The 24,510-nt window shown below is 63.4% G+C and carries 26 protein-coding genes; 20 read left to right on the forward strand and 6 right to left on the reverse strand.

The annotated features are described in order from the left end of the window. Positions 1-3 precede the first annotated feature (3 nt). The 3 genes from QQ992_RS00670 to QQ992_RS00680 are packed head-to-tail and all read left to right on the forward strand — an operon-like array spanning position 4 to position 2,771. Positions 4-1,023 (forward strand): ABC transporter substrate-binding protein, encoded by a 1,020-nt coding sequence (locus tag QQ992_RS00670; RefSeq protein WP_119368430.1) that lies wholly within the window; start codon positions 4-6, stop codon positions 1,021-1,023. Positions 1,024-1,029: 6 nt separating this feature from the next. Continuing rightward, positions 1,030-1,893: an ABC transporter ATP-binding protein gene (locus tag QQ992_RS00675; protein ID WP_016714392.1), complete on the forward strand. Its 864-nt coding sequence runs from the start codon at positions 1,030-1,032 to the stop codon at positions 1,891-1,893. Positions 1,894-1,907: 14 nt separating this feature from the next. Next, positions 1,908-2,771, forward strand: a complete 864-nt coding sequence (locus tag QQ992_RS00680; protein ID WP_019097413.1) for an ABC transporter permease — start codon at positions 1,908-1,910, stop codon at positions 2,769-2,771. A 110-nt stretch (positions 2,772-2,881) separates the two neighbouring features. Here QQ992_RS00680 and QQ992_RS00685 read toward each other — a convergent pair whose 3' ends face one another. After that, a complete protein-coding gene (locus QQ992_RS00685; RefSeq protein WP_286111932.1) occupies positions 2,882-3,442 on the reverse strand; it encodes a WCX domain-containing protein in 561 nt (186 codons plus the stop codon). A gap of 207 nt (positions 3,443-3,649) precedes the next feature. Here QQ992_RS00685 and QQ992_RS00690 point away from each other — a divergent pair, with 207 nt between their 5' ends. The 8 genes from QQ992_RS00690 to QQ992_RS00725 all read left to right on the forward strand — a co-directional run bounded on the left by QQ992_RS00690 (position 3,650) and on the right by QQ992_RS00725 (position 12,553). Further along, positions 3,650-4,444 carry a tetratricopeptide repeat protein gene (locus QQ992_RS00690; protein ID WP_286111933.1) on the forward strand — a complete coding sequence of 265 codons (795 nt, stop codon included), beginning with the start codon at positions 3,650-3,652 and terminating at the stop codon, positions 4,442-4,444. Between the two features lie 151 nt (positions 4,445-4,595). Further along, positions 4,596-5,048: a MarR family winged helix-turn-helix transcriptional regulator gene (locus QQ992_RS00695; protein WP_060499478.1), complete on the forward strand. Its 453-nt coding sequence runs from the start codon at positions 4,596-4,598 to the stop codon at positions 5,046-5,048. Next, positions 5,045-7,132 carry an FUSC family protein gene (locus QQ992_RS00700; protein ID WP_286111935.1) on the forward strand — a complete coding sequence of 696 codons (2,088 nt, stop codon included), beginning with the start codon at positions 5,045-5,047 and terminating at the stop codon, positions 7,130-7,132. The genes QQ992_RS00695 and QQ992_RS00700 overlap by 4 nt, the downstream gene beginning before the upstream one ends. Beyond that, positions 7,129-7,341, forward strand: a complete 213-nt coding sequence (locus QQ992_RS00705; protein ID WP_003255905.1) for a DUF1656 domain-containing protein — start codon at positions 7,129-7,131, stop codon at positions 7,339-7,341. The genes QQ992_RS00700 and QQ992_RS00705 overlap by 4 nt, the downstream gene beginning before the upstream one ends. After that, positions 7,338-8,213, forward strand: coding sequence for an efflux RND transporter periplasmic adaptor subunit (locus QQ992_RS00710; RefSeq protein WP_019097418.1), 876 nt, complete (start codon positions 7,338-7,340; stop codon positions 8,211-8,213). Before QQ992_RS00705 ends, QQ992_RS00710 begins: the two co-directional genes overlap by 4 nt. Then, entirely contained in the window at positions 8,210-9,628 is a 1,419-nt protein-coding gene (locus QQ992_RS00715; RefSeq protein WP_286111937.1) for an efflux transporter outer membrane subunit, read from the forward strand. The genes QQ992_RS00710 and QQ992_RS00715 overlap by 4 nt, the downstream gene beginning before the upstream one ends. Before the next feature lie 324 nt (positions 9,629-9,952). Beyond that, the gene (locus tag QQ992_RS00720) at positions 9,953-10,204 is read left to right on the forward strand and encodes a DUF3077 domain-containing protein (RefSeq protein WP_286111938.1); all 252 of its coding nucleotides are present in this window, start codon (positions 9,953-9,955) and stop codon (positions 10,202-10,204) included. Between the two features lie 417 nt (positions 10,205-10,621). Beyond that, the gene (locus QQ992_RS00725; RefSeq protein ID WP_286111940.1) at positions 10,622-12,553 is read left to right on the forward strand and encodes a cytochrome c/FTR1 family iron permease; all 1,932 of its coding nucleotides are present in this window, start codon (positions 10,622-10,624) and stop codon (positions 12,551-12,553) included. 27 nt (positions 12,554-12,580) lie between these two features. Here the strand turns inward: QQ992_RS00725 and QQ992_RS00730 are convergent, their stop codons facing one another. Then, positions 12,581-12,826 (reverse strand): TIGR02647 family protein, encoded by a 246-nt coding sequence (locus QQ992_RS00730; RefSeq protein ID WP_016714401.1) that lies wholly within the window; start codon positions 12,824-12,826, stop codon positions 12,581-12,583. A gap of 69 nt (positions 12,827-12,895) precedes the next feature. Beyond that, positions 12,896-13,198: a hypothetical protein gene (locus QQ992_RS00735; protein ID WP_119368439.1), complete on the reverse strand. Its 303-nt coding sequence runs from the start codon at positions 13,196-13,198 to the stop codon at positions 12,896-12,898. Between the two features lie 147 nt (positions 13,199-13,345). Here QQ992_RS00735 and QQ992_RS00740 point away from each other — a divergent pair, with 147 nt between their 5' ends. Further along, a complete protein-coding gene (locus tag QQ992_RS00740) occupies positions 13,346-14,008 on the forward strand; it encodes a glutathione S-transferase (RefSeq protein WP_286111941.1) in 663 nt (220 codons plus the stop codon). Between the two features lie 117 nt (positions 14,009-14,125). Here QQ992_RS00740 and argH read toward each other — a convergent pair whose 3' ends face one another. Beyond that, the gene (gene argH, locus QQ992_RS00745; RefSeq protein ID WP_014861057.1) at positions 14,126-15,520 is read right to left on the reverse strand and encodes an argininosuccinate lyase; all 1,395 of its coding nucleotides are present in this window, start codon (positions 15,518-15,520) and stop codon (positions 14,126-14,128) included. A gap of 296 nt (positions 15,521-15,816) precedes the next feature. Between argH and QQ992_RS00750 the strand changes: the two genes are divergently transcribed. The 7 genes from QQ992_RS00750 (at position 15,817) to rsd (ending at position 22,195) form a co-directional block, all read left to right on the forward strand. Further along, complete coding sequence (locus QQ992_RS00750) at positions 15,817-16,560, forward strand: LytR/AlgR family response regulator transcription factor (protein ID WP_087501868.1); 744 nt, start codon at positions 15,817-15,819, stop codon at positions 16,558-16,560. A 117-nt stretch (positions 16,561-16,677) separates the two neighbouring features. Further along, positions 16,678-17,619 carry a hydroxymethylbilane synthase gene (gene hemC, locus QQ992_RS00755; protein WP_016714405.1) on the forward strand — a complete coding sequence of 314 codons (942 nt, stop codon included), beginning with the start codon at positions 16,678-16,680 and terminating at the stop codon, positions 17,617-17,619. Continuing rightward, positions 17,616-18,383 carry a uroporphyrinogen-III synthase gene (locus QQ992_RS00760; protein WP_286111944.1) on the forward strand — a complete coding sequence of 256 codons (768 nt, stop codon included), beginning with the start codon at positions 17,616-17,618 and terminating at the stop codon, positions 18,381-18,383. Before hemC ends, QQ992_RS00760 begins: the two co-directional genes overlap by 4 nt. Positions 18,384-18,428: 45 nt before the next feature. Further along, entirely contained in the window at positions 18,429-19,529 is a 1,101-nt protein-coding gene (locus tag QQ992_RS00765; protein ID WP_286111945.1) for a uroporphyrinogen-III C-methyltransferase, read from the forward strand. After that, on the forward strand, positions 19,526-20,764 hold the full coding sequence (locus QQ992_RS00770; RefSeq protein WP_016714408.1) for a heme biosynthesis protein HemY: 1,239 nt from the start codon (positions 19,526-19,528) through the stop codon (positions 20,762-20,764). Before QQ992_RS00765 ends, QQ992_RS00770 begins: the two co-directional genes overlap by 4 nt. Positions 20,765-20,986: 222 nt before the next feature. Beyond that, the gene (locus tag QQ992_RS00775) at positions 20,987-21,493 is read left to right on the forward strand and encodes a disulfide bond formation protein B (protein WP_286111946.1); all 507 of its coding nucleotides are present in this window, start codon (positions 20,987-20,989) and stop codon (positions 21,491-21,493) included. A 231-nt stretch (positions 21,494-21,724) separates the two neighbouring features. Then, positions 21,725-22,195, forward strand: a complete 471-nt coding sequence (rsd, locus tag QQ992_RS00780; protein ID WP_286111947.1) for a sigma D regulator — start codon at positions 21,725-21,727, stop codon at positions 22,193-22,195. Positions 22,196-22,204: 9 nt separating this feature from the next. On the opposite strand, the gene QQ992_RS00785 is transcribed toward rsd, so the two are convergent. Continuing rightward, a complete protein-coding gene (locus QQ992_RS00785; RefSeq protein WP_286111948.1) occupies positions 22,205-22,843 on the reverse strand; it encodes an FKBP-type peptidyl-prolyl cis-trans isomerase in 639 nt (212 codons plus the stop codon). Positions 22,844-23,022: 179 nt separating this feature from the next. Here QQ992_RS00785 and QQ992_RS00790 point away from each other — a divergent pair, with 179 nt between their 5' ends. Beyond that, positions 23,023-24,033 (forward strand): AlgP family protein, encoded by a 1,011-nt coding sequence (locus QQ992_RS00790; protein ID WP_286111949.1) that lies wholly within the window; start codon positions 23,023-23,025, stop codon positions 24,031-24,033. On the opposite strand, the gene QQ992_RS00795 is transcribed toward QQ992_RS00790, so the two are convergent. Next, the gene (locus tag QQ992_RS00795; RefSeq protein ID WP_119368448.1) at positions 24,009-24,491 is read right to left on the reverse strand and encodes a TIGR02444 family protein; all 483 of its coding nucleotides are present in this window, start codon (positions 24,489-24,491) and stop codon (positions 24,009-24,011) included. The genes QQ992_RS00790 and QQ992_RS00795 overlap by 25 nt on opposite strands. Positions 24,492-24,510 lie beyond the last annotated feature (19 nt).

Here is a 24,510-nt window from a genome sequence, read left to right on the forward strand (position 1 = left end):
ATCATGCGCAAATCCATCAGCCGCCTGGCGGCAAGCATCGGCCTGGGCGCAAGCCTGGTCGTCGGCAGCCTGGCTGCCCCCGCCGTGGCCCAGGCCGAAGGCAAGATCCGCATTGCCGAACAATTCGGCATCGTCTACCTGCTGCTGAACGTGGTGCGTGACCAGCACCTGATTGAGAAACACGGTAAGGAGCAGGGCATCGACATCGAAGTCGACTGGGCGCAGCTGTCGGGTGGCTCGGCCATCAACGACGCACTGTTGTCCGGTTCGGTGGACATCGCCGGCGCTGGCGTCGGGCCGCTGTTGACCGTCTGGGACCGCACCAAGGGCCGGCAGAACGTGAAGGCCGTGGCTTCGCTGGGCAACTTCCCGTACTACCTGGTCAGCAGCAACCCCAACGTGAAGACCATCGCCGACATCTCCGACAAAGACCGTATTGCCGTTCCGGCAGTGGGTGTTTCGGTGCAGTCGCGCTTCCTGCAGTACGCCGCTGCTCAGCAGTGGGGCGACAAGGAATACAACCGCCTCGATAAATACACCTTGGCTGTGCCGCACCCGGACGCCACCGCCGCGCTGCTGGCGGGCGGTACCGAGCTGAACGGGCACTTCTCCAACCCGCCGTTCCAGGACCAGGTGCTGGCCAACAAGGACGTGCACGTGGTGCTCAACAGCTACGACCTGCTCGGCCCCAACTCGCCGACCTTGCTGTTTGCTACCGAGAAGTTCCGCAAGGACAACCCTAAAACCTACAAGGCCTTCGTCGATGCCCTGGCCGAAGCCGCAGACTTCGCCCAGAAAGACAAGGCGGCTGCCGCCGACACCTATATCCGCGTAACCAAGGCCAAGATCGACCGCGACGCGCTGATCAAGCTGATCGACAACCCACAGTACGAATTCACCGTTACGCCCAAGAACACCTACAAGCTGGCCGATTTCCTCTATCGGGTAGGCGCCATCAAGCACAAGCCGGAGTCGTGGAAGGACTACTTCTTCCAGGATGAACGCCCGCTGCAGGGGAGCTGACCGATCATGACCGCCCCATTGCCAGGCCACACGGCCAGCAACCTGAGCCGTGTCGCAACGCCGCCTTTGCTCAAGGTGGATAACCTCAGCCTCGAATACCGCACCGCGCAACGCGTGGTGCGGGCCACCCATCAGGTCAGCTTCGAAGTCGACCGCGCTGATCGTTTTGTACTGCTCGGCCCCTCCGGCTGTGGCAAGTCCACCCTGCTCAAAGCCGTGGCCGGTTTTATCCAGCCGCAAGAAGGGCAGATTCTGCTGCAGGGCCAGACAGTGCGTGGCCCAGGCCCCGACCGCATCGTGGTGTTCCAGGAGTTCGACCAGTTGCCGCCGTGGAAAACGGTGAAGCAGAACGTCATGTTTCCGCTGCTGGTGTCTGGCCAGCTCAAGCGTGCAGAGGCGGAGGAACGGGCGCTGCATTATCTGGAAAAGGTCGGTCTGGCCGCCTTTGCCGATGCTTATCCACACACGTTGTCCGGAGGTATGAAGGCACGTGTGGCAATTGCCCGGGCCTTGGCCACCCAGCCCAAGATCCTGTTGATGGATGAGCCGTTCGCCGCCCTGGATGCACTGACCCGGCGCAAGATGCAGGAAGAGCTGTTGCTGCTGTGGGAGGAAGTGCGGTTCACCCTGTTGTTCGTCACCCACTCCATCGAAGAAGCACTGGTGGTTGGCAACCGTATCCTGCTGTTGTCGCCGCACCCGGGGCGAGTGCGTGCCGAAGTGCACAGCCACCAGTACAACCTGGGCAGCCTGGGTGGTAGCGACTTCCAGGCCAGTGCCCGGCGTATTCACCGTTTGCTGTTCGACGAGGCGGATACCCCGGAACAGGCTGACGACCTTGGCTTCAACGATATCCGCATCGCCTACTGACAGGAGCTTCAGCCATGACCACTACACCTGTACGCCAGGAATACGAGGTGCAGCTGGAGCCGTTGCTCAGTGTGCCTTTGGAACGACAACTGCCGTTGGCCCAGCGCTTGTGGCAACAAGGCTGGCTGCGCAAGGCGGTGATCCTGCTGGTAATCGCCATGCTGTGGGAGGCCGTAGCCCGTTATCAGGGTAACGACCTGCTGCTGCCAAGCTTCTTGCAAACCGCCGCCGCCCTGTGGGACGGCCTGGCCAGCGGTGAACTGCCCGCCAAAGTCGGGGTTTCGCTGGTGATACTGCTCAAGGGCTATGTGCTGGGTATCGTCCTGGCCTTTGGCCTGACCAGTCTGGCGGTTTCGACCCAGCTGGGCCGGGACCTGCTAGGTACGCTGACGTCGATGTTCAACCCGTTACCGGCCATTGCGCTGTTGCCACTGGCCTTGCTGTGGTTCGGGCTGGGCGACAACAGCCTGATCTTCGTGCTGGTGCATTCGGTGCTGTGGGCGTTGGCGCTCAATACCTACGCCGGTTTCCTTGGTGTGTCGGAAACGCTGCGCATGGCTGGCCGCAACTATGGCCTGAAAGGGCTGCGGCTGGTGTTGCACATCCTGGTGCCGGCGGCCTTGCCGTCGATCCTGTCGGGGCTGAAGATCGGCTGGGCGTTTGCCTGGCGTACCCTGATCGCTGCCGAACTGGTCTTTGGTGCCAGCAGCGGCAAGGGCGGGCTAGGCTGGTACATCTTCCAGAACCGCAACGAGCTGTATACCGACAAGGTGTTTGCCGGGTTGGCGGTGGTGATCCTGATCGGGTTGTTGGTGGAAGGGCTGGTGTTCAACACCCTGGAGCGGCTGACTGTGCGGCGTTGGGGAATGCAGCGTTGACCTGATCCGGCCCTATCGCCGGCAAGCCAGCTCCCACAGGAAAGCCACAAACCTCAAGACCTGTGGAGTACCTGTGGGAGCTGGCTTGCCGGCGATAGGGCCAGTTCAGGCTATACAGTCTGGTACTGCGCAGCTGCATTACTGAGGATCTTGCCAATTTCCTCGCGCAACCCCGCAGGCTGCTCCACCACCACCCCATCCCCATGGCTCAACAGCCACCAGCGCAATGGCCAGCCATCGTTCACCGTGGCCCGCAACCGATGCCCATGCTCCAGCGCCGTCAGCTGCATATCGTTGCTCAACGGTGCAACCCGCAACTGCCGCGCCAGTGCGTCGCTGATCCGCGCCACCAGCTCCACACCTTCACCCTGCGTCGGTTGCAACGCGTCCCCCCGCAGGTGCGTCAGCAAGTCGAAATTACCGCGCAATTCGCCCACCGCACTTGCCGACCAGTGCCAGCCGAACGGGATGCTCTTGTCATTGCGTTCCAGCGGAAATATCAGCGAAAGCTCGTTGAGGTCACGCTCGACCGTGCGTTTGCTGACCGTGAAGCCCACGTCACGCAGGCGCCACACCAACTCGGCGCTGGTTATGCCTGGAGAGCGGCTGGGCAGCTGGCGCAGCAGTGCCCACTGTCGGCTGAGGGTGGCGCGGGTGGTGGCGAACGGCAAAAGATAACGTCCTTGTCTAGGCTTGCCGCAATAGGATGGCGGCACGCGAGGGGCATGGCAATTGGCCACAGCCTGCTCAGATCAAGGAAGTCGCATTTGGTTGCCTGGTACCGAATCGTTCGCGACAGGTTTTGACGTGACGTCACGCAGAATCACGCCTCATCACAGCCGAAGGTTGGGGTTGTGCGTCGTTCAATGAGGATGAACATGTCTGCTGCCAGCAATATCCATTCGCTGCTTGCCCGCCTTCTGCCCGAGCGGGTCATCGCTCCACCGACCCCCGTCGGGAGGCGGCTACCCCTGTTCGCCGGCGTGGGCTTGCCCAGCCAGCGCTCATTGCTGGTCAACCGCCTGGATGAGGCCAGTGATCTGCAGGCGGTATACGTCGACCTGCGCCGTCAGGCGTTGCAAGGCAGTGTGGCGGCCCTGAACGACCTCGGCTGGATCTGGCTCAACGGAAAGTACTGGCGCGCCGATACCGTTCTGGCCGGTCACCTGCTGCGCATGGCTGCTCTGCAGGGCAATGCCGCCGCCTGGTTCAATCTCGGGCAGCAGCATTATTTTGGCAAAGGCATCGACCCCTCCTACGTGCAGGCGGCGGAGTGCTACCGGCAGGCCTTCGAACGGGGCATGTTGCACGCGGCTGCAGCGTTGGGTGACCTGTATGAGGAGGAAGTGTGCGATAGCGACCAGGATTGGCAGGTCGACCTGGTGCAGGCTTACCAGTGGTTCATGCGTGGGGCCGAGCGGGGTGAGGCTCGCTGCCGTTTCGAGGTGGGTTACCGGTTGATGCACGGGCTGTATGTGGATGCCGACCTCAAGGCCGCGTTGTACTGGCTGGAGCTGGCGGCAGCGGCGGGGGTGGTACAGGCCGCCGAGGAGTTGGCGGTGCACTTCAGCAGCCGGGACGCGGTGCGCTACCAGGAGTGGCGGGACCGGGCGGTGCAGATGGGCAGTACATTGGCCCTGACCATGAAACTGGAAGATCAGATTCAGCCCTGACCTTCTGTCGTCTGTACCCGCGAAGAAGCCGGTACAGGCGAAAAAATGAACAACATTTAACCTGGGCTATCCGTCGCCCCCTGTTGACGACAGGGGGAGGGCAAGGCGTATATTGATAGTTAGCAAACTATGAATATCCTTGGTTCCTTCCATGTCCCTTGATCTCCTGCGCCTGCAAGTCAGCAGCGGCATGGTGGTTGCCGCCCGCCACTGGCGGCGCATCTGCCACACCGCCCTGACCGGTTACGGTATTTCCGAGGCCTGCGCCGCGCCTCTGCTGATGATCGTGCGCCTGGGTGATGGCGTGCATCAGGTGGCTGTTGCCCAGGCTGCCGGCCTCGAAAGCCCGTCGCTGGTGCGCCTGCTCGACCAACTGTGCAAGGCCGGCCTGGTATGCCGCAGCGAGGACCCACTGGACCGCCGCGCCAAAGCCCTGAGCCTGACCGCAGAAGGCCGCGCCCTGGCCGAAGCCATCGAAGCCGAGCTGGTTCGCCTGCGCCGCGATGTGCTGAACGGCATCGACCAGGCCGACCTGGAAGCTGCCTTGAGGGTGCTGCGTGCCTTCGAAGCGGCCGGCCTGGGCAGCACGGGCGGGGCGGCATGAACGGTTTCTTCAGCTCAGTCCCCCCGGCGCGTGACTGGTTCTACGGCGTGCGTACCTTCGCGGCCTCCATGATCGCCCTGTACATCGCGTTGCTCATGCAGTTGCCACGTCCCTACTGGGCGATGGCCACGGTGTATATCGTCTCTAGCCCGTTCGTCGGCCCGACCAGTTCCAAGGCCCTGTACCGCGCCGTGGGCACACTGTTGGGGGCCGGTGGTGCGATTTTCCTGGTGCCGCCACTGGTGCAGTCGCCGTTGTTGCTGAGCATCGCCATTGCCCTGTGGACGGGCACCTTGTTGTTCCTGTCGCTGAACCTGCGGACGGCCAACAACTACGTGCTGATGCTGGCCGGCTATACCCTGCCGATGATCGCCCTGGCGGTTGTGGATAACCCGCTAGCGGTATTCGATGTGGCGTCTTCCCGTGCTCAGGAAATCTGCCTGGGCATCGTCTGCGCGGCAGTGGTCGGCGCCATTTTCTGGCCGCGCCGGCTTGCCCCTGTGGTGGTTGGCGCCACCGGCAGCTGGTTCACCGAAGCGATCCGCTACAGCGATACCTACCTGGCCCGCGAAGTCAGTGCCGACAAGGTCGGTGGCATGCGCGGGGCGATGGTCGCCACCTTCAACTCGCTGGAGCTGATGATTGGCCAGCTCGGCCACGAAGGTGCCGGCCCCCACACCCTTAAAAACGCCCGCGAGTTGCGCGGGCGCATGATCCACTTACTGCCGGTGATCGACGCCCTTGACGACGCGCTGGTGGCCCTGGAAGGCCGTGCCCCAGCCCAGTTCACCCTGCTTCAGCCCGTGCTCGATGCTGCCCGCGAATGGCTCAAGGGCACTGCCGACAGCGCTTCGGTAGCGCGTTGGACCGCACTGCATGAACAGATCGATCGCCTGCAGCCCGGCGCGGCCGCCCTCGACCAGCGCGCCGAGCTGCTGTTGTCCAACGCCCTGTACCGCCTGAGCGAATGGGCGGATCTGTGGCAGGACTGTTGTACCCTGCAACACGCCCTGCGCACCGACGATGCCAAACCGTGGCGCGCGGTGTACCGCCACTGGCGCCTTGGCCGCCTGACGGCGTTCTTCGACCGTGGCCTGATGCTGTATTCCGTGGCCTCCACCGTACTGGCGATCGTTGTCGCCTGCGGCCTGTGGATCGGCCTGGGCTGGAATGACGGTGCCAGCGCGGTGATCCTCGCCGCTGTGTCGTGCAGCTTCTTTGCCGCCATGGACGACCCGGCACCGCAGATCTACCGGTTCTTCTTCTGGACGTTGATGTCGGTCATCTTCTCCAGCCTGTACCTGTTTCTGGTGCTGCCCAACCTGCACGACTTCCCGATGCTGGTGCTGGCCTTCGCCGTGCCGTTCATCTGCGTCGGCACCCTGACCGTGCAGCCGCGCTTCTACCTGGGTACCTTGTTGACCATCGTCAACACCTCGACCTTCATCAGCATCCAGGGCGCCTACGACGCCGACTTCTTCACCTTCCTCAACTCCAACCTGGCCGGCCCCGTGGGCCTGCTGTTCGCGTTCATCTGGACCTTGGTGATGCGCCCGTTCGGTGTGGAGCTGGCGGCCAAACGCATGACCCGCTTTGCCTGGCGCGACATCGTCGAAATGACCGAACCCGCCACCCTGGCCGAGCACCGCCAGGTGGGTGTGCAAATGCTCGACCGCCTGATGCAGCACCTGCCGCGCCTGTCGCAAACCGGCCAGGATAGCGGCGTGGCACTGCGCGACCTGCGCGTAGGGCTAAACCTGCTCGACTTGCTCGCCTACATGCCGCGTGCCGGCCAGCAAGCCCGCGAACGCCTGAACACGGTGGTCGAGGAAGTTGGCGCACACTACGCCGCCTGCCTGCGTGCCGGCGAACGTCTGCACGCCCCGGCCGCACTGTTGCGCAACATGGAGCGCGCACGCCTGGCGCTGAACCTGGATGAGCTGTACGAGCGTGGCGATGCCCGCACCCACCTGCTGCATGCCCTGAGCGGCTTGCGACTGGCGCTGCTGCCGGGTGTGGAAGTGATGCTCGAACCCGCCGAACAACCGCAACTGCCCCCCGGCCTCGACGGAGCGCCCCTGTGATTGGTGAACTGGATATCAGCGGGGTGTTCCTGCCCACGCTGCTGGTGATGATGTTTGGCACCTACCTGTTGTTCCTGGGGGTGCACGCGGTGCTGGTGCGCCTGCACTTCTACCGCCTGGTCTGGCACCGGGCGTTGTTCAACGTTGCCCTGTATGCCGTGCTGCTTGGCGCGGTGGACCACTTTTGCCGAAACCTGATGCTGCCATGAAAAAACCTTTGCTGACCCTGGGCCGTGTGGTCCTGACCTTGCTGGTAGTGACCTTCGCCGCCGTGCTCGTGTGGCAGATGGTGGTGTACTACATGTTTGCCCCCTGGACCCGCGACGGCCACATTCGCGCCGACGTGATCCAGATAGCCCCGGATGTGTCCGGGTTGATCCAGAAGGTCGAGGTGCGCGACAACCAGACCGTCAAACGCGGCGACGTGCTGTTCACCATCGACCAGGACCGCTTCACCTTGGCCCTGCGCCAGGCCAAGGCCACCCTCGGCGAGCGCCAGGAAACCCTGGCCCAGGCCTCGCGCGAAGCACAGCGCAACCGCAAGCTGGGCAACCTGGTTGCCGCCGAGCAACTGGAAGAAAGCCAGTCCCGCGAGGCCCGCGCCCGCTCGGCTGTCAGCGAGGCACAGGTGGCGGTCGATACCGCCCAGCTCAACCTCGACCGCTCGGTGGTACGCAGCCCGGTAGACGGCTACCTCAACGACCGCGCCCCGCGTAATCACGAATTCGTCACCGCCGGCCGCCCTGTACTGTCGGTGGTCGACAGCGCTTCGTACCACGTCGATGGCTACTTCGAAGAAACCAAGCTGGGCGGTATCCAGATCGGTGATGCCGTGGACATTCGCGTGATGGGTGACAACACCCGCCTGCGCGGCCATGTGCAAAGCTTCGCTGCCGGCATTGAAGACCGCGACCGCAGCAGCGGCGCCAACCTGCTGCCCAACGTCAACCCGGCGTTCAGCTGGGTGCGCCTGGCCCAGCGTATTCCGGTGCGCATCGCCTTCGACGAAGTGCCGGCAGACTTCCGCATGATTGCCGGGCGCACCGCCACGGTGTCGATCATCGAGGGCCAGCACCCATGAAACAGCTGATCCTGGCCGGCCTGTGCCTGTCGCTGGGGGCCTGCATGATGGTGGGCCCGGACTATGAGGTGCCGAAGGACGCGGCGGTACAACGCAGCGACCTTAGCGGCCCGTTGCGCCAGGATGCCGACAGCGTGGTTTCGGCACCGGTGCCTGAGGACTGGTGGCAGCTGTATCAGGATCAACGGCTGAACGAACTGGTGCGCCAGGCTTTGAGCGCCAATACCGAATTGCGCGTAGCCGCCGCCAACATCGCCAAGGCCCGCGCGCAGGTCGAAGTGGCCGAATCGCAAGGTGGCTTCAACGGCGGCGTCAAACTGGGTGCCCAGCGCCTGCAGGAGTCGGGTGAAGCCTTCCTGCTGCCCGAGAAGGTGCCGGTGGCCAACATCGGCGAGGCCATTATCAGTGCTTCGTACCAGTTCGACCTGTGGGGCACTTTCAAGCGGGGTACCGAGGCTGCCAAGGCCAATGCCGACGCAGTGCAGGCCGCTGCCGACACTGCCCGCATCACCCTGGTGGCGGATGTGGTCAAGGCTTATACCCAAGTGTGCTCGGCCAACGAGGAATACCACATCGCCCGCGAGTCGCTCGATTTGCAGGAGCAGAGCGTGAAGCTGAACCAGCGCCTGCGTGATGCCGGGCGTGGCGACGAAACCCAGGTCACCCGGTCGCAAACCCAGTTCAAGTCGTTGCGTGCCGAACTGCCGCGTTTCAAGGCCGAGCGCGAGACCGGCATGTATACCCTGGCGGCTCTGCTGGCCAAGCCTGTTGACCAGTTGCCTGCCGGTACCGCCGATTGTGCCGAGCTGCCGCACCTGAACCAGCTGGTGCCAGTGGGCGATGGTGCCGCGTTGCTCAAGCGCCGTCCCGACGTGCGTCAGGCCGAGCGCCAGCTGGCTGCGGCCACCGCGTACATCGGTGTGGCCACCGGCGCGTTGTACCCCGACATCAGCATCGGTGCCCAGGTTGGCACCATCGGCATCCTGGAGAACCTGGGTGAGCCCGCGACCAACCGCTGGGGCTTCGGCCCGCAGATCAGCTGGAGCATCCCTACCAACGGCACCCGTGCGCGCATTCGCATGGCCGAAGCCTCTACCCAGGCGGCCTTGGCAAACTTTGATGGCGTGGTGCTGAACGCCATTCGCGAAACCCAGACCCGCCTGGCGCAATACAGCGCGTTGCTGGACCGGCGCGATGCGCTGGCCGAGGCAGAAAAATCGGCCAAGGAAGCGGCAGACCAGACGCACCGGTATTACCAGGCGGGGCGTGAGTCGTTCCTGGCGGATTTGCAGGCGACGCGGACCTATACCGATATGCGTGCGCAGTTGGCAGCGGCCAATAGCCAGGTGGCGATGGGGCAGATAGGCGTGTTCCTGGCGCTGGGTGGCGGCTGGAAGGACACTGCCAAACGCTGAGGCACTAAAGCCGTAAGATATTTCCGAACCTGAAACCAAATGCTTCAGTTTGGATGCGCTGTCGAATTATCCTACGACACCTATCGAAAGCTGCTGACTTGGCGAGGAATGGCTCTGGGAATAACGTTCCTAAGGTCGCCTACCAAGGCGATTCGGGCGTGAGACACCCGGGTCATAGTAGCGTCGCTAAATGGCGGCCGTGCGCGTGCAGGCTTTGGCCTGGCCGGGTTCCCTATGTCCCGTGTCTCACCTCGCGCATGGCTGCCACCAATTCCGTGAGACGAAATGGAAGGCAGCTCCTAGCTTAATCATAGGAGCTACAAGATGATCAATGATCCAGTAAATACGTCTACTGCTGGCGTGGAAACTTTCGACCTTTTCCGCCTTCTACCCAACGTTCCCTTCAGTCACGCTTTCTCACAGTTATCGGTATTGCTCGGCTGTATCCGCCACCTGACCACCGAGGCGGAGATGGAAAACGACCGCATTGCCGGTAGTGCTGCTCGGATACTCAGTGAGATGGCCAAGGCACTGATCGATGATATGGAGCGAGGGCTGAGCAAGGTTCTTCAATAGCCTTCAGGAACTTGAGTCGCTGTTGGAGGCTTTGCGTTAGGGCTGGCAGGTGTTCGCCGCCAAATCCTCTATGCCTGTTAGATCGAGCGCCGCCCGCGCGGCGCATCGCGAGCAAGCTCGCTCCTACATTTTTTCGAGCGAGTTATTCCTGAGGCAGAGGCGCGCGGCCCTCTGGCGTTCACCTCAATATCGTGTGGAACAAACAAGGCGGTCGCGCACGTTAGCACAGGCGTTATTGGCCCGAAACAGATGTAGGAGCGAGCTTGCTCGCGATGCGCCGCGCGGGCGGCGCTCGATCTGACGGGCGAAGAAGACCCAGCGGCGAACTCTATGGCCATCCCGCCCCATCAAATTTGTAGCAAGATTTTTCATGAAATCCGCCCAGCACCCTTGAGGGAAGCCAAGTCGGAGTGAACAATGTTCTCTTTCGCATTCCCTTCGAGACTGGCCATGAAAACCCGTTCCCGTCTGCTTGCCTGGCTTCTGTGGCCGGTGCTGGCGCTGTGCAGCACCATGGCGATGGCCGAAGCCCCCGCCGAGGCCGCCAAGGCCTTGCACCTGCTCGATTACATTGGCGCCGACTACCCGCCGACTGTGCGCGAAGGCAAGGTGATCGACGATGGCGAATACCGTGAACAACAGGAGTTCAGCACGGTATTGGCCGACTTGGTGAAGGCCTTGCCGGCAAACGCCGAGCAAGCGGGCCTGGAGCAGGGCGTCCAGGCATTGAGGCAGGCTATCGACCAGCGTCAGGACGGCGCGACCGTAGCCAGGCAGGCCAGGCAGTTGGGTGCACGCCTGGCGGTGGCTTATGAAGTCAGTCAGGCCCCGGTGATTACCCCGGACCCTGCCCGTGGCGCTGCGTTGTATGCGCAGAACTGCTCCATCTGCCACGGCGACACGGGCGCAGGCGATGGTCCTGCGGGCGTTGGGTTGGAGCCTGCGCCTGCTAACCTGCGTGACGCTGCGCGCCTCGACCAGTTGAGCCTGTTCGACCTCTACAACACCCTGGCCCTTGGCATCGACGGCACCGAAATGCCGTCCTTCGCCGACCAGCTGGACGACCGTCAGCGCTGGGATGTGGCCGCTTACATCGCCAGTTTCTCAGCCAACCCACAGGCCGCCAAAGGCGACAAAACCTGGAACATCGCCGACCTGGCACGCCAGACCCCAGCCGAGGTCGCGGCCAACGAAGGCGCGGCGGTACTGGAGGCATTCCGCGCCCAGCGTGCCCAGCCGCCGCAGGTCAAACGTGGCCCGGCGCAATTGCTGGAATACACCGCCAGTACCCTGGACAAGAGCCTCGCCGCCTACCGTGCAGGCGATCACGACCAGGCCTATGACCTGTCGGTGGCGGCCTACCTAGAAGGCTTCGAGCTGGTGGAAAGCTCACTGGACAACATTGACACCCAAGTGCGCAAGGACACCGAAAAATCCCTGATGGCCTACCGCCAATCGTTGCAGGATGGGCTGCCCGTGGCCCAGGCTGAGCAGCGGCTGGCCGAAGCCAAGACCAAGCTCGACCAGGCCGCGAAGCTGTTGGGTAGCGACGGTCTGAGCTGGTCGCTGAGCTTTATCTCCGGCTTGCTGATCCTGCTGCGCGAAGGCCTTGAAGCCATTCTGGTTCTGGCGGCGATCCTGGCCTTCCTGCGCAACACCGGCCAGCAGTCGGCGGTGCGCAGCGTCAACATTGGCTGGGGCCTGGCGCTGGTTGCCGGCTTTGCCACCTGGGCGCTGGCGGCTTACGTGATCGATGTGGGTGGAGCCCAGCGCGAGCTGCTGGAAGGTTGCACGGCGTTGTTCGCTGCAGTGATGGTGTTGTGGCTCGGCGTGTGGATGCATGACCGACGCCACGCCGCAGCCTGGCAGAACTACATCAAGAGCAGCCTGGTCAGTGGCGGAGGGCGTTTCGGCTTCGCCTTGCTGGCGTTTTTCTCGGTGTACCGCGAACTGTTCGAAGTAATTCTGTTCTACGAAACCCTGTGGCTGCAGGCAGGCCCGGCCGGGCACCAGGCGGTGCTGGCGGGTGGCGCCACGGCGCTGGTGCTGTTGGTGGGGTTGGCCTGGGTGATCCTGCGTGGCTCGGCCAAGTTGCCGCTTTCACTGTTCTTCAGCATCAACGCCGCGCTGCTGTGCGCGCTGTCGGTGGTGTTTGCCGGGCATGGCGTGAAAGCGCTGCAAGAGGCTGGTGTACTGGGTACGCGGCCGGTGGCGTTCTTCGAGTTCGACTGGCTTGGGATTCATGCCGATGCCTACTCGCTGTCGGCGCAGGCGGTGGCCTTGCTGGCCATCATGTTCCTGTATGGGCGCTCGCGGTTGGCGGAAAAGCGCAGGGCGGCGGCCAACTGAGGCCGCCATCCTGAGAAACCTATTTGATCAGGCAGGTTGTGGCGCCTTGAGAATGTTCTGCAGCAGCTGGACACTTTCGACGGCGTCATGACCCAGGCTGGTCAGGTAGCCGCCATCGGGTTGATCGGTCAGCCCTTTTTCATGCAGACGTTGCGCAGCCGCGATCAGGGCAGGGGCGGCGGTGCTGGTTATCTTGATGCCTTCCTGGCTGCTGTCGTGTTTGAACAGCGCGAGTACTTCCAGTTCGTCGATCAGATCGGGGGTAAAAGGCATGGCGGCTCCTGACTTCCAGACAAGGATGGCGGCACCGTCAGCGGTGCCTGACCTTGGAGTGTAGTCGGATTATTCGTCCTCGCCTTGATCCATCTCAGGCGGCAGTTCAGGCAATGCACGCAGGGCATTCTCGTACCACTCGCCGTTGAACTCGCGGTCTTCCGTCAGCATGTTGTCGATCTCGAAGGCCAGCACATGGGCCATCAGGTTGAGGATGTCCTCGCGCTCGTAGCCAACCAGCGTCAGCTTGTTGAACGTGGCCTTGGCGGCTGGCGGCTCGCCGCTTTCGATCTGGTTTTCGATGGCCTGGGTCAGCGTTGCCTCGGCGAAGGCTTCGTCGTCGTCATTATCGATGTCGGTGGGCTCGCTCATGGCGGTACTCCTGTGATGGGATGCACAGTGTGCCACGCCTGTGGCGGCAATGCCCGGGCATTGACGGGGTGCATGACGCTGGTCAGGGGCGGGCGTACGGTCTATAAAAGCCGAGCCAACCCCTTACGGCCTGGAGGCTGTTACCCCATGCTCAAGCTTTACGGATTCTCGGTCAGCAACTACTACAACATGGTCAAACTGGCCCTGCTGGAAAAAGGCCTGCCCTTCGAGGAAGTCGCATTCTATGGCGGCCAGGCGCCACAGGCGCTGGCAGTGAGCCCTCGCGGCAAGGTGCCAGTGCTTGAAACCGAACACGGCTTTCTGAGTGAAACCAGTGTGATCCTCGACTATATCGAACAGACCCAAGGCGGCAAGGCACTGCTGCCGGCCGATCCGTTCGGGCAGGCCAAGGTGCGTGAGCTGCTCAAGGAAATCGAGCTGTATATCGAACTGCCGGCGCGTACCTGCTATGCCGAGTCGTTCTTCGGCATGTCGGTTGAGCCGTTGGTCAAAGAGAAAGCCCGGGCCGATCTGCTGGCCGGGTTTGCCACCCTCAAGCGTAATGGGCGCTTCGCACCCTATGTTGCGGGTGAGCAGCTGACGCTGGCAGACCTGATGTTCTGCTTCTCGGTCGACCTGGCTTATGCCGTGGGCAAAAAGGTGCTGAACATCGACTTCCTGGCGGACTTCCCGCAGGGCAAGGCGTTGCTGCAACTGATGGGTGAGAACACACACATGGCGCGGATCGTGGCGGACAAGGAGGCGGCGATGCCGGCCTTCATGGAGATGATTCGAAGCGGTAAACGCTAAAAGCTGGGGCTGCTTCGCAGCCCATCGCGACACAAGGCCGCTCCTACAGGAGATACGCGATCCCTTGTAGGAGCGGCCTTGTGTCGCGATGGGCCGCAAAGCGGCCCCAGGTTCTGATCAGCGCGAAGCCAGCAAGGCCTTGCCACGAACGACGGCCGCACGCACCTGCGCCGGCGCCGTACCACCAATGTGGTCACGGGCATTCACCGACCCTTCCAGGGTCAGCACGGCAAACACGTCCTGCTCGATCTGGTCGCTGAACTGGCGCAGTTCGTCCAGGCTCATCTCGGCCAGGTCCTTGCCGGTATCCACACCATACTTCACCGCGTGGCCAACGATTTCGTGGCAGTCACGGAACGGCAGGCCACGGCGTACCAGGTAGTCGGCCAGGTCGGTGGCGGTGGAGAAGCCGCGCAGGGCCGCTTCACGCATGATGGCGTGCTTGGGCTTGATCGCCGGGATCATGTCGGCAAAGGCACGCAGCGAGTCGCGCAGGGTATCGGCGGCGTCGAACAGCGGCTCCTTGTCTTCCTGGTTGTCCTTGTTGTAGGCCAGCGGCTGGCCTTTCATCAGGGTCAGCAGGCCGGTCAGGGCGCCGAACACGCGGCCGCTCTTGCCACGTACCAGTTCTGGCACGTCCGGGTTCTTTTTCTGCGGCATGATCGAGCTGCCGGTGCAGAAGCGGTCCGGCAGGTCGATGAACTGGAACTGCGCACTGGTCCACAGCACCAGCTCTTCGGAGAAGCGCGACAGGTGCATCATCGCCACGCTGGCAGCGGCGCAGAATTCGATGGCGAAGTCGCGGTCCGACACGCCGTCCAGCGAGTTGCCGGCCACGGCTTCGAAGCCCAGCAGCTTGCAGGTGAGTTCGCGGTCGATCGGGTAGGTGGTGCCCGCCAGCGCGGCACTGCCCAGCGGCATGCGGTTGGTGCGCTTGCGGCAGTCGACCAGGCGCTCGTAGTCGCGGCTGAGCATTTCGAACCAGGCCAGCAGGTGGTGGCCGAAGGTGACCGGCTGGGCCGTCTGCAGGTGGGTGAAGCCAGGCATGATGGTTTCGGCTTCACGCTCGGCCTGCTCCAGCAGGCCCTGCTGCAGGCGGGTGATTTCGGCCAGGATCAGGTCGATTTCATCGCGCAGCCACAGGCGGATATCGGTGGCCACCTGGTCGTTGCGGCTACGGCCGGTGTGCAGCTTCTTGCCGGTGATGCCGATACGGTCGGTCAGGCGTGCTTCGATGTTCATGTGCACGTCTTCGAGGTCGACGCGCCAGTCGAAGTTGCCAGCCTCGATCTCGCCCTGGATGGTTTTCAGGCCATCGATGATGGTGTCGCGCTCGGCATCGCTGAGCACGCCGACCTGCGCCAGCATGGTGGCATGGGCGATCGAACCCATGATGTCGTGGCGGTACAGGCGCTTGTCGAAATCGACCGAGGCGGTGAAACGGGCGACGAAGGCGTCGACGGGCTCACTGAAGCGGCCGCCCCAGGACTGATTGGTCTTGTCGGTGCTCATGGATTCACTCATTGCAGGCGTGAACGAAAAAGTGGCGCCGATGATAGCAGGGTTGGGCTGGCCGCCGCAGGGCGCTGGTCGAGAGAAATGCCCGGAAAATGGTGGTGAACGATTTTAAGGAATGAACGGCAGTGTTCCACGGACCGTCTACAGTTGGACAGAGGACTGGCAGTGAATCTGCCGGCCGAGTGAATCTTTGGCCATCGCACCGGTCTAGAGCGTGACCGCAGTGTCGCTCGAACCACACCTGTCTACGCTATACCTGTGCGAGACTCATTCAGGAATCCAGCGCAATTATGAATGTCCTGATCGTTGATGACGAACCCCAAGGCCGTGAACGGCTTAGCCGGCTGCTCGGCGAACTGGAGGGTTACACCGTGCTGGAGCCTAGCGCCACCAACGGCGAGGAGGCCCTGGCGCTGATCGAAAGCCTCAAGCCCGATGTGGTCCTGCTGGACATCGGCATGCCAGGCCTGGATGGCCTGCAGGTTGCCGCACGCTTGTGCGAACGCGAGGCGCCGCCGGCGGTGGTGTTTTGCACCGGGGATGATGAATACGGTGCCGAGGCATTCAAGGACAGTACCCTCAGCCATGTGACCAAGCCGTTCCAGGCCCAGGCGCTGCGCGATGCCTTGCGCAAGGCCGAAAAACCCAACCGCGCCCAGTTGGCGGCGCTTACCCGGCCGGCCAATGAAGGTGGCGGCCCGCGTAGCCACATCAGTGCCCGCACGCGCAAAGGTATCGAGCTGATCCCTTTGCCTCAGGTGATCTATTTCATTGCCGACCACAAATACGTGACCTTGCGCCATGAGGCCGGGGAAGTGTTGCTCGACGAGCCGCTCAAAGCCCTGGAGGATGAATTTGGCGAACGCTTCGTACGGATCCACCGCAATGCGCTGGTGGCCCGCGAACGCATCGAACGCCTGCAGCGCACCCCGCTGGGGCATTTTCAGTTGTACCTGAAAGGTCTGGACGGTGATGCCCTGACCGTCAGCCGGCGGCATGTGGCAGGCGTGCGCAAGATGATGCAAAGCCTCTGACTTCACTGGGGTTGCGCGTGTCTACAGCCGGCTGCATATTGCCTGTTGATCCACATCTGCAAGGGATACCGGCGATGCTGTTATCATCGACGGTATTTCTCTGGATCGGGGCGTTTCATGTCCACTCGCGAAATCCGCATTGCCACCCGTAAAAGTGCCTTGGCCCTGTGGCAGGCCGAATACGTCAAAGCCCGCCTCGAGCAGGCTCACCCCGGTCTGCTGGTGACCCTGGTGCCCATGGTCAGCCGTGGTGACAAGCTGCTCGATGCGCCGCTGGCCAAGATCGGCGGCAAGGGCCTGTTCGTCAAGGAACTGGAAACCGCCCTGCTGGACAACGAAGCCGACATCGCCGTGCACTCGATGAAGGACGTGCCCATGGACTTCCCCGAAGGCCTGGGCCTGTACTGCATCTGCGAGCGCGAAGACCCGCGCGATGCCTTCGTTTCCAATACCTTCGACAGCCTTGAAGCGCTGCCTGCCGGCAGCATCGTCGGCACCTCCAGCCTGCGCCGCCAGGCCCAGTTGCTGGCGCGCCGCCCAGACCTGCAAATCCGCTTCCTGCGAGGCAACGTCAACACCCGCCTGGCCAAGCTGGATGCTGGCGAGTACGACGCCATCATTCTCGCTGCAGCCGGCCTGATCCGCCTGGGCTTCGAAGACCGCATCACCTCCACCATCAGCGTCGATGACAGCCTGCCGGCTGGCGGGCAGGGCGCGGTGGGCATCGAGTGCCGCAGCGCCGACGTCGAGATCCACGCGCTGCTGGCGCCACTGCACCATGCCGACACTGCCGACCGGGTAGTGGCCGAACGTGCCCTGAACAAACGCCTGAATGGCGGCTGCCAGGTGCCGATCGCCTGCTACGCGGTACTCGAAGGCGACCAGCTGTGGCTGCGTGGCCTGGTCGGTCAGCCTAGCGGCGGTACTTTGTTGGTGGCCGATGCCCGCGCCCCTCGCTCTGCCGCTGAAACGCTCGGCGTACAGGTAGCCGAAGACCTGCTGGGCCAGGGCGCCGAGGCCATCCTCAAGGAAGTCTACGGCGAGGCCGGCCACCCGTGAGCCAATGGCGCCTGTTGCTGACCCGCCCTGCCGAGGACTGCGCAGCACTGGCGCAAAGCCTGGCGGCAGCGGGTGTGGGCAGCAGCTGCATGCCGCTGCTGGAGATAGAGCCCGTCACCGTGCAGGCCCGGCAACGCCTGTTGCTGGAAGGCCTGCATGGCTTCCAGGCGATCATCGCGGTCAGCAAACCTGCCGCCCGGCTGTTGCTTGAGCAACTGGCCGAGACCGGTTTGCAGCCGCCACGGCAAGGCTGGTTCACCGTGGGCGAGGCCACTGCCGCAGTGCTGCAGGAGAAAGGCCTGGAGGTGAGCTGCCCGCCGCGTGGCGATGACAGCGAAGCCTTGCTGGCGCTGCCGGCCCTGCGCCAGGCCGTTGCCGTGCCTGCACCGCGTGTGTTGATCGTTCGCGGCGTCGGAGGTCGCGAACTGCTGGCAGAGCGTCTTGCAGAGCAAGGTGCTAGTGTCGAATATCTGGAACTGTATCGTCGCTGCCTGCCGGCTTACCCGGCGGGCACCCTGAAGCGTCGCATCGAAGCGGAACGCCTCAATGGCCTGGTGGTCAGCAGTGGGCAGGGTTTTGAACATTTGCAGCAGCTGGCCGGCGCCGATTGGCCGCAGTTGGCACAGTTGCCGCTGTTCGTGCCCAGCCCGCGGGTCGCCGAGCAGGCCAGGGCCGCCGGGGCCCAACAGGTTGTGGATTGCCGTGGCGCCAGTGCCACGGCCTTGCTGGCAGCCGTGCAGCGCAGCGCTGCACCTGCCTCTTAAGGCGCTAAGCTGAACGCGATGCGCCCCCATGCAAAGGATGGATACGTGAGCGAGACTGTCTTGTCCAATAACGATCAGCCGTCGGCACAGGCGCCGTCGGAACCCGTCACCGCCCCACCCGCCAAGCGCTCCGGCAGTGGCCTGGCAGCGCTGGCCTTGCTGCTGGGTGCAGCCGGGGTGGCGGTAGGTGGCTGGGGTGTCTGGCAGGTACGCCAACTGCAAGGCAGTGAGTTCAACCAGGGCCAGCACATCGAAGCGCTGAACCAGCGCGCCGAAGCCCTGCAACAACGCGAACAGCAAATCAGCGCGCAACTGGCCAGCCTGCCGGCTGCCAGCGAGCTGGAAGACCGCCGCCGTCTGGTGGCGCAATTGCAAGGTGACCAGCAGCGCCTCAGCCAGCGTCTGGAAACCGTACTTGGCGAGAGCCGCAAGGAATGGCGCCTGGCCGAGGCCGAGCACTTGCTGCGCCTGGCCACCCTGCGCTTGTCGGCGCTACAGGACATCACCAGCGCCAAGGCCCTGGTCGAGGGCGCTGACGAAATTCTGCGCGAACAGAGCGACCCAGGTGCCTTCGCCGCCCGCGAACAACTGGCACGCAGCCTGGCCACGCTCAACAGCACCCAGCAGCCAGACCGTACCGGCCTGTTCCTGAAGCTGGCCGCTCAGCGCGAGCTGGTGCAGCAGCTCAGTGCCCAGTCCCCCGAGTTCACCAGCAACGCCGATGCACTCGGCGCCCTGACTGCCGACGGTGATGGTGCCAGTCGCCTGTCGCAGTGGTGGGCAGAAATCTCCAAGTACTTCCAGATCGACTTCAATGCCGATGACAACGTGCGGCCGTTGCTGGCCGGGCAGCAGCTGAACCAGCTGCGCCTGGCCCTGAGCCTGACCATCGAGCAGGCCCAGTGGGCCGCACTCAATGGTGATGCCAAGGTTTACACCCAGGCGCTGGACGATGCCCGCAGCGTACTGTTGGCCAACTTCAACGCCGACAACCCACAAAGCAAGGCCATGCTCGACAGCCTGAATGCCCTGGCCGATCAGCCGGTGTCGGTGGTTACCCCCGACCTCAGCGAGAGCCTGGCGGCCGTGCAGGCCTACATTCAGCGCCGCCACCTGCCGGCCGAGGCTGAAGGGGGCAAGCCATGAAGCGTGTCTACCTGCTGGCTGTGCTGGCGATCGTGGTCGCTGCGGCGTTGGGGATCGCAGTCGCCAAGCACAGCGGCTACGTGCTGATTTCCTATGGTGGCTTCCGCTATCAGTCGGGGCTGTGGGCGGCCTTGGCCGGCCTCCTGGCCGTGGTCGCACTGCTGTGGCTGTTGCGTTACCTGGTTGGCCTGGTGCTGACCTCCAGCGGCGTGGTCAACCCGTGGTCGCGGCGCAACCGTAGCCGGCGCATTCGCGTGGCCATCGAACAGGGCCAGCTGGACCTCGCCGAAGGCCGCTGGGCCAGCGCCCAGCGCCACTTGCACCGTGCCGCCGAGGCCGAGCGTCAACCGCTGCTGTATTACCTTGGTGCAGCGCGTGCCGCCAACGAGCAAGGACGCACCGAAGACAGCGACAACCTGCTGGAGCGGGCGCTGGAGCGCCAGCCGCAAGCGGAACTGGCCATTGCCCTGACGCATGCCCAGTTGCAGATGGACCGTGGCGAAAGTGACGGGGCCCTGGAAACCCTGCTGGCCATGCAGGAACGTCACCCGCACAACACCCAGGTGCTGCGCCTGCTGCAACGCCTGCACCTGGAACGTGGTGACTGGTCGGCCCTCATCCGCCTTTTGCCCGACTTACGCAAGGGCAAGGTGCTGCCGCCCGCCGAGCTGGCTGCCCTTGAACAACGCGCCTGGGGTCAGAACCTGAGCCTGGCCACCACCCGTGGCGAAGACGCACAAAGTGCGCGTCAGGCCCTGGAGCGAGCGTGGCAGCAATTGACCGCAGCCCAGCGTCAGGAGCCACAGCTGGTGCTGGCATACGCCGAGCAATTGCGCCAGGTGGGCGCGCAGAGCGAGGCCGAACAGGTGCTGCGCACTGCGCTCAAGCGTGACTACGAAAGCCACCTGGCCCGCTTGTACGGGTTGGTGCGCGGTGATGACCCGGCGCGCCAGCTGCAAACCGCCGAAGGCTGGCTCAAGGCTCATCCGCAAGACGCCAGCCTGCTGCTGACCCTGGGCCGCCTGAGCCTGCAGAACCGCCTGTGGGGCAAGGCACGTGACTATCTGGAAAGCAGCCTGCGCATGGAGCGCAACCCCGAGGCATGTGCCGAGCTGGCCCGCCTGCTTGCTGGCCTGGGCGAGACCGAACGCAGCAATCAGCTGTTCCAGGAGGGCCTCGGCCTGCTGGACGAGCGCCTGCTGGCCCTGCCGTTGCCAGAAGGCGTGCGCGCCTGACCCACCCCAAAGCCCGCGCCAAGGTGCGGGCTTTGGGGGTTGGTAATTTATCTACGCCTGCACGTTGGCGCTGCAATCCATTTCTTCAGTCACCTCCTACCGCCACTCTGGAAATTTCCTACACGATTCAGCGACTTGTCGTTGCTGTCGCGCCTTGAAACAAAGCGCGTCTTTCCTCTACCGTTTCAAGCCACTCCATCTTCCCCGGGACCTTCACCGCCCATGCTGCCGGCCCGTTTGCGCTCCTTTTTCCTTCCTGCCTGCCTGGCCGCACTGGCGGTGCTGGCTGCGTCTTTCCAACTGGAAAACATGCCAGGGCTGGTGCCGTGCCCCTTGTGCTTCAGCCAGCGTTTGCTGCTCGCGGCGTACGCGTTGCTGTGCCTGGGGGCTGTGCTGCAGGCGCCAGGCTTGCAGGGCATCCGCCAGTACGCGCGGGCGACGCTGGGCTGCTCGCTGGCCGGTGCGTTGCTGGCGGCGCGGCATGTCTGGTTGCAGGGCGCTGGTGCGGTCATGCATGTATGCCCGGTGCCGATTGGGCGGGTGTTCGAGCAATCCTGGGGCGAGGCGGCGCGGCAACTGTTGCTGGGTGGCCCGGATTGCAACTCGCTGACCTGGAGCTTTCTCGACCTGACACTGCCCGAGTGGAGCCTGCTGGCCTTCCTGCTGCTGGCGGCGCTGCCCTTGAGTTGCCTGCTGGCGTATCGTTTCCGCACCCTGGCAATAAACTGACCTGGCGCAAGGTTGCGTCATGAGTGCGACCAATGGCGATGTAACGGGGTATTAAACACTTGTATGAACTTTGTGCTCTGCGTACCTTGATGGGCAGCACGCGCGGGAATAATCTCGCAGCACGTATACCGAAAACACAACTGCTCGATGCCGTCCTGCTGATGTCACCTTTGTGCTGCGCGGTCGTGGTGCGAGGTGCAGCGGCATCTACCCAGAAGGGAAGAGATCGCCATGCTCGATAGTTGTCAGAATGCTCAGGAACGCTGGGGTGGGGTTCACAAGCTGATCGACCGTTGGCTGGAGGAGCGCCAGGAACTGGTGCAGGCTTTCCGCGCCCTGCGCGATGTGAAGCCGGCCTTCGCCGACAAGGATACGCACGGGGACTTCTGCGCACTCCTTGTCGACTACGTTTCGGCGTGGCACTTCGAGGTCAGCGAACAATTGGTCAGCGAAGCCAAGGCGTTTGGCGATACGCGCGGCCTGGAGCTGGCTACGCAGATCAATCCCCGTATTGATGACAGCACCCAGATTGCGCTGGCCTTCAACGACCATTGTGCAAAGGCCGAGTGCTCGGACCCGGAACGATTCGCCGAGAAGCTGGCGAAGTTGGGCGCCTTGCTGCACGAGCGCTTCGAACTCGAAGACTGCCTGATCGAAGTGCTGCACACCGCGCACAAGGAAGAGGGCGCTGTCCAGGCCTGAAGGTTGGCGTCAGTCGCCAACCGCCAGCAGCTCGATCTCGAATACCAGAGGTGTATAGGGTGCGATCAGGTCACCCGCTCCTTCGGCGCCGTAGGCCTGCGCTGAAGGAATCACCAGGCGCCATTTGGCGCCAGCGTGCATCTGCGGCACGGCCACCTGCCACCCTTCGATCACCGAATCCAGGCTGAACCACTGGGGTGTCTGGTTCTGGTCGAACACCGAGCCATCCGGCAGCCTGCCCACATAGCGAACCTGCACTTTGCCGCCTGCTTTGGGTTGCGCGCCCGTGCCTGCCTGCAGTTCACTGTACAGCACACCCTCCGGTAGTTCGTGCACACCATAACGTCCACGCTCATTGGCCATGAAGCGTGTTTCGGCTGCCCGCAGTTTCTGCGTGTCGGCATCACCTGCCTGTGCTTCATGCTGCTGGAGCACGGCCTGCATGCGTGCCTTGTCCAGCTTCAGTGGTTGGCCCTGATAGGACTGCTTCAGGCCTTCGACCAGTGCATCCAGTTGCAAGCCCGGCATCTCTTGGCGTAACCGCTCGCCCAGGCTTGCGCCCAGGCTGTAGGCCAGGTCGTGCTCGTCACTGTCGGCCATGGCGATGGGGGCCAGCAGGCATAAACCTAATACAAGATATCGAGGCAACACCCTGGCTCCCAAAGATCAGCAATGATTAATTCAGCAACTACACTTTCACGCAGCTGCAAGATAACAACTTTGCCCAGGCATGCAACGCGGCGTCACTATTACGGTCAACATGCCCTAGCGGCGGTAGCAGCAGAAGCATAGTATGAGCCGCAATCTCGTCAGCCAGGAGGTAAACCATGTCGGCCAAAAAGAAGCCAGTAAGTACGCCGTTACACCTGCTCCAGCAACTTTCGGGCAGCCTGCTCGAACACTTGGAAGATGCCTGCTCGCAAGCGCTGGCTGATGCGGAAAAACTGCTGGCCAAGTTGGAAAAGCAGCGTGGCAAAGCGCAGGAAAAACTGCACAACGGTCGCCTGAAATTGCAGGATGCGGCCAAGGCAGGTAAAGCCAAGGCACAGACCAAAGCGCAAAAAGCCATTGGCGAACTTGAAGAACTGCTCGATTCCCTCAAGGAACGTCAAACCCAGACCCGCTCTTATATTCAGCAACTCAAGCGTGACGCTCAAGACAGCCTCAAGCTGGCCCAGGGTGTAGGCAAGGTTCGCGAAGCAGCAGCCAAGGCGCTGGATTCGCGTGCTGCCAAAACCACCAAACCAGCGGCTGCCAAGCCAGCTGCCAGAACCGCTGCTGCTGCCAAGCCTGCCGCGAAGCCAGCTGCCAAAGCGACCGCTGCTGCCAAGCCTGCCGCGAAGCCAGCTGTCAAAGCGACCGCTGCTGCCAAGCCAGCCGCGAAGCCCGCTGCCAGGGCGACCGCTGCTGCCAAGCCTGCCGCGAAGCCAGCCGCCAAAGCGACCGCTGCTGCCAAGCCAGCCGCGAAGCCAGCCGCCAAAGCGACCGCTGCTGCCAAGCCTGCCGCGAAGCCAGCTGCCAAAGCGGCTGCTGCAGCCAAGCCTGCGGCGAAGCCAGCTGCCAAAGCGACTGCTGCAGCCAAGCCTGCGGCGAAGCCAGCTGCCAAAGCGACTGCTGCTGCCAAACCCGCAGCCAAGCCAGCCGCGAAACCAGCTGCCGCCAAAGCTCCGGCACGCAGGGCCGCCAAACCTGTTGCCAGCAAACCAGCCGAAGCCAAACCGGCTACGCCTGCCGCCAGCACCCCGGCTGCTGCAACCAACTCGGCCACCCCGGCTGCTTCGGTAGCATCGTCGACACCCGCCAGCACCCCGGCTCAGGCGCCGTCTTCGGCGTCCTGAAGCGTAGCCGCTGCGGCGCGCAACTGATCCAGCGCGTCGTGGCGGCGGGCAGGCTCCGGCGCCAGCCGGGCCAGCCAGTCGTCCGTGAGCCCATGCGAGTCCGTGGGCCACTGTCGCGAGCGCTCCTGCAAACGCTCAAGCAAGGTCTTTTCGGCCTGCAACTCCAGCCCCTTCACTTGTTCACGCAACGCCGCCAGTTGCGCATCACCCGATGCCGCCGTTCGCCATTGTTGGCGAAGGCAGCGTAACGGGGCGACCACGTCACGCTGCCAGGCCCCGGCTATTTCGGTTAACGCCTGCACGCGCTCATCCAGTACCGCCACGCCTCGCGCTTGCAGCCAGGTTGCGCACAACAGCAGGCAGACATCGCCACCCAGTGCCTGTAGCTCAAGGCAGGCCGCTTCCGCGCCGGGCCTGGCATAGAGGGCCAGGGCGTGATTCCACAGGTCGGTGTGCATGGTTCCACTCGCGCTATGG

The organism is Pseudomonas kurunegalensis, from assembly GCF_030291635.1.
Lineage (GTDB): Bacteria > Pseudomonadota > Gammaproteobacteria > Pseudomonadales > Pseudomonadaceae > Aquipseudomonas > Aquipseudomonas monteilii.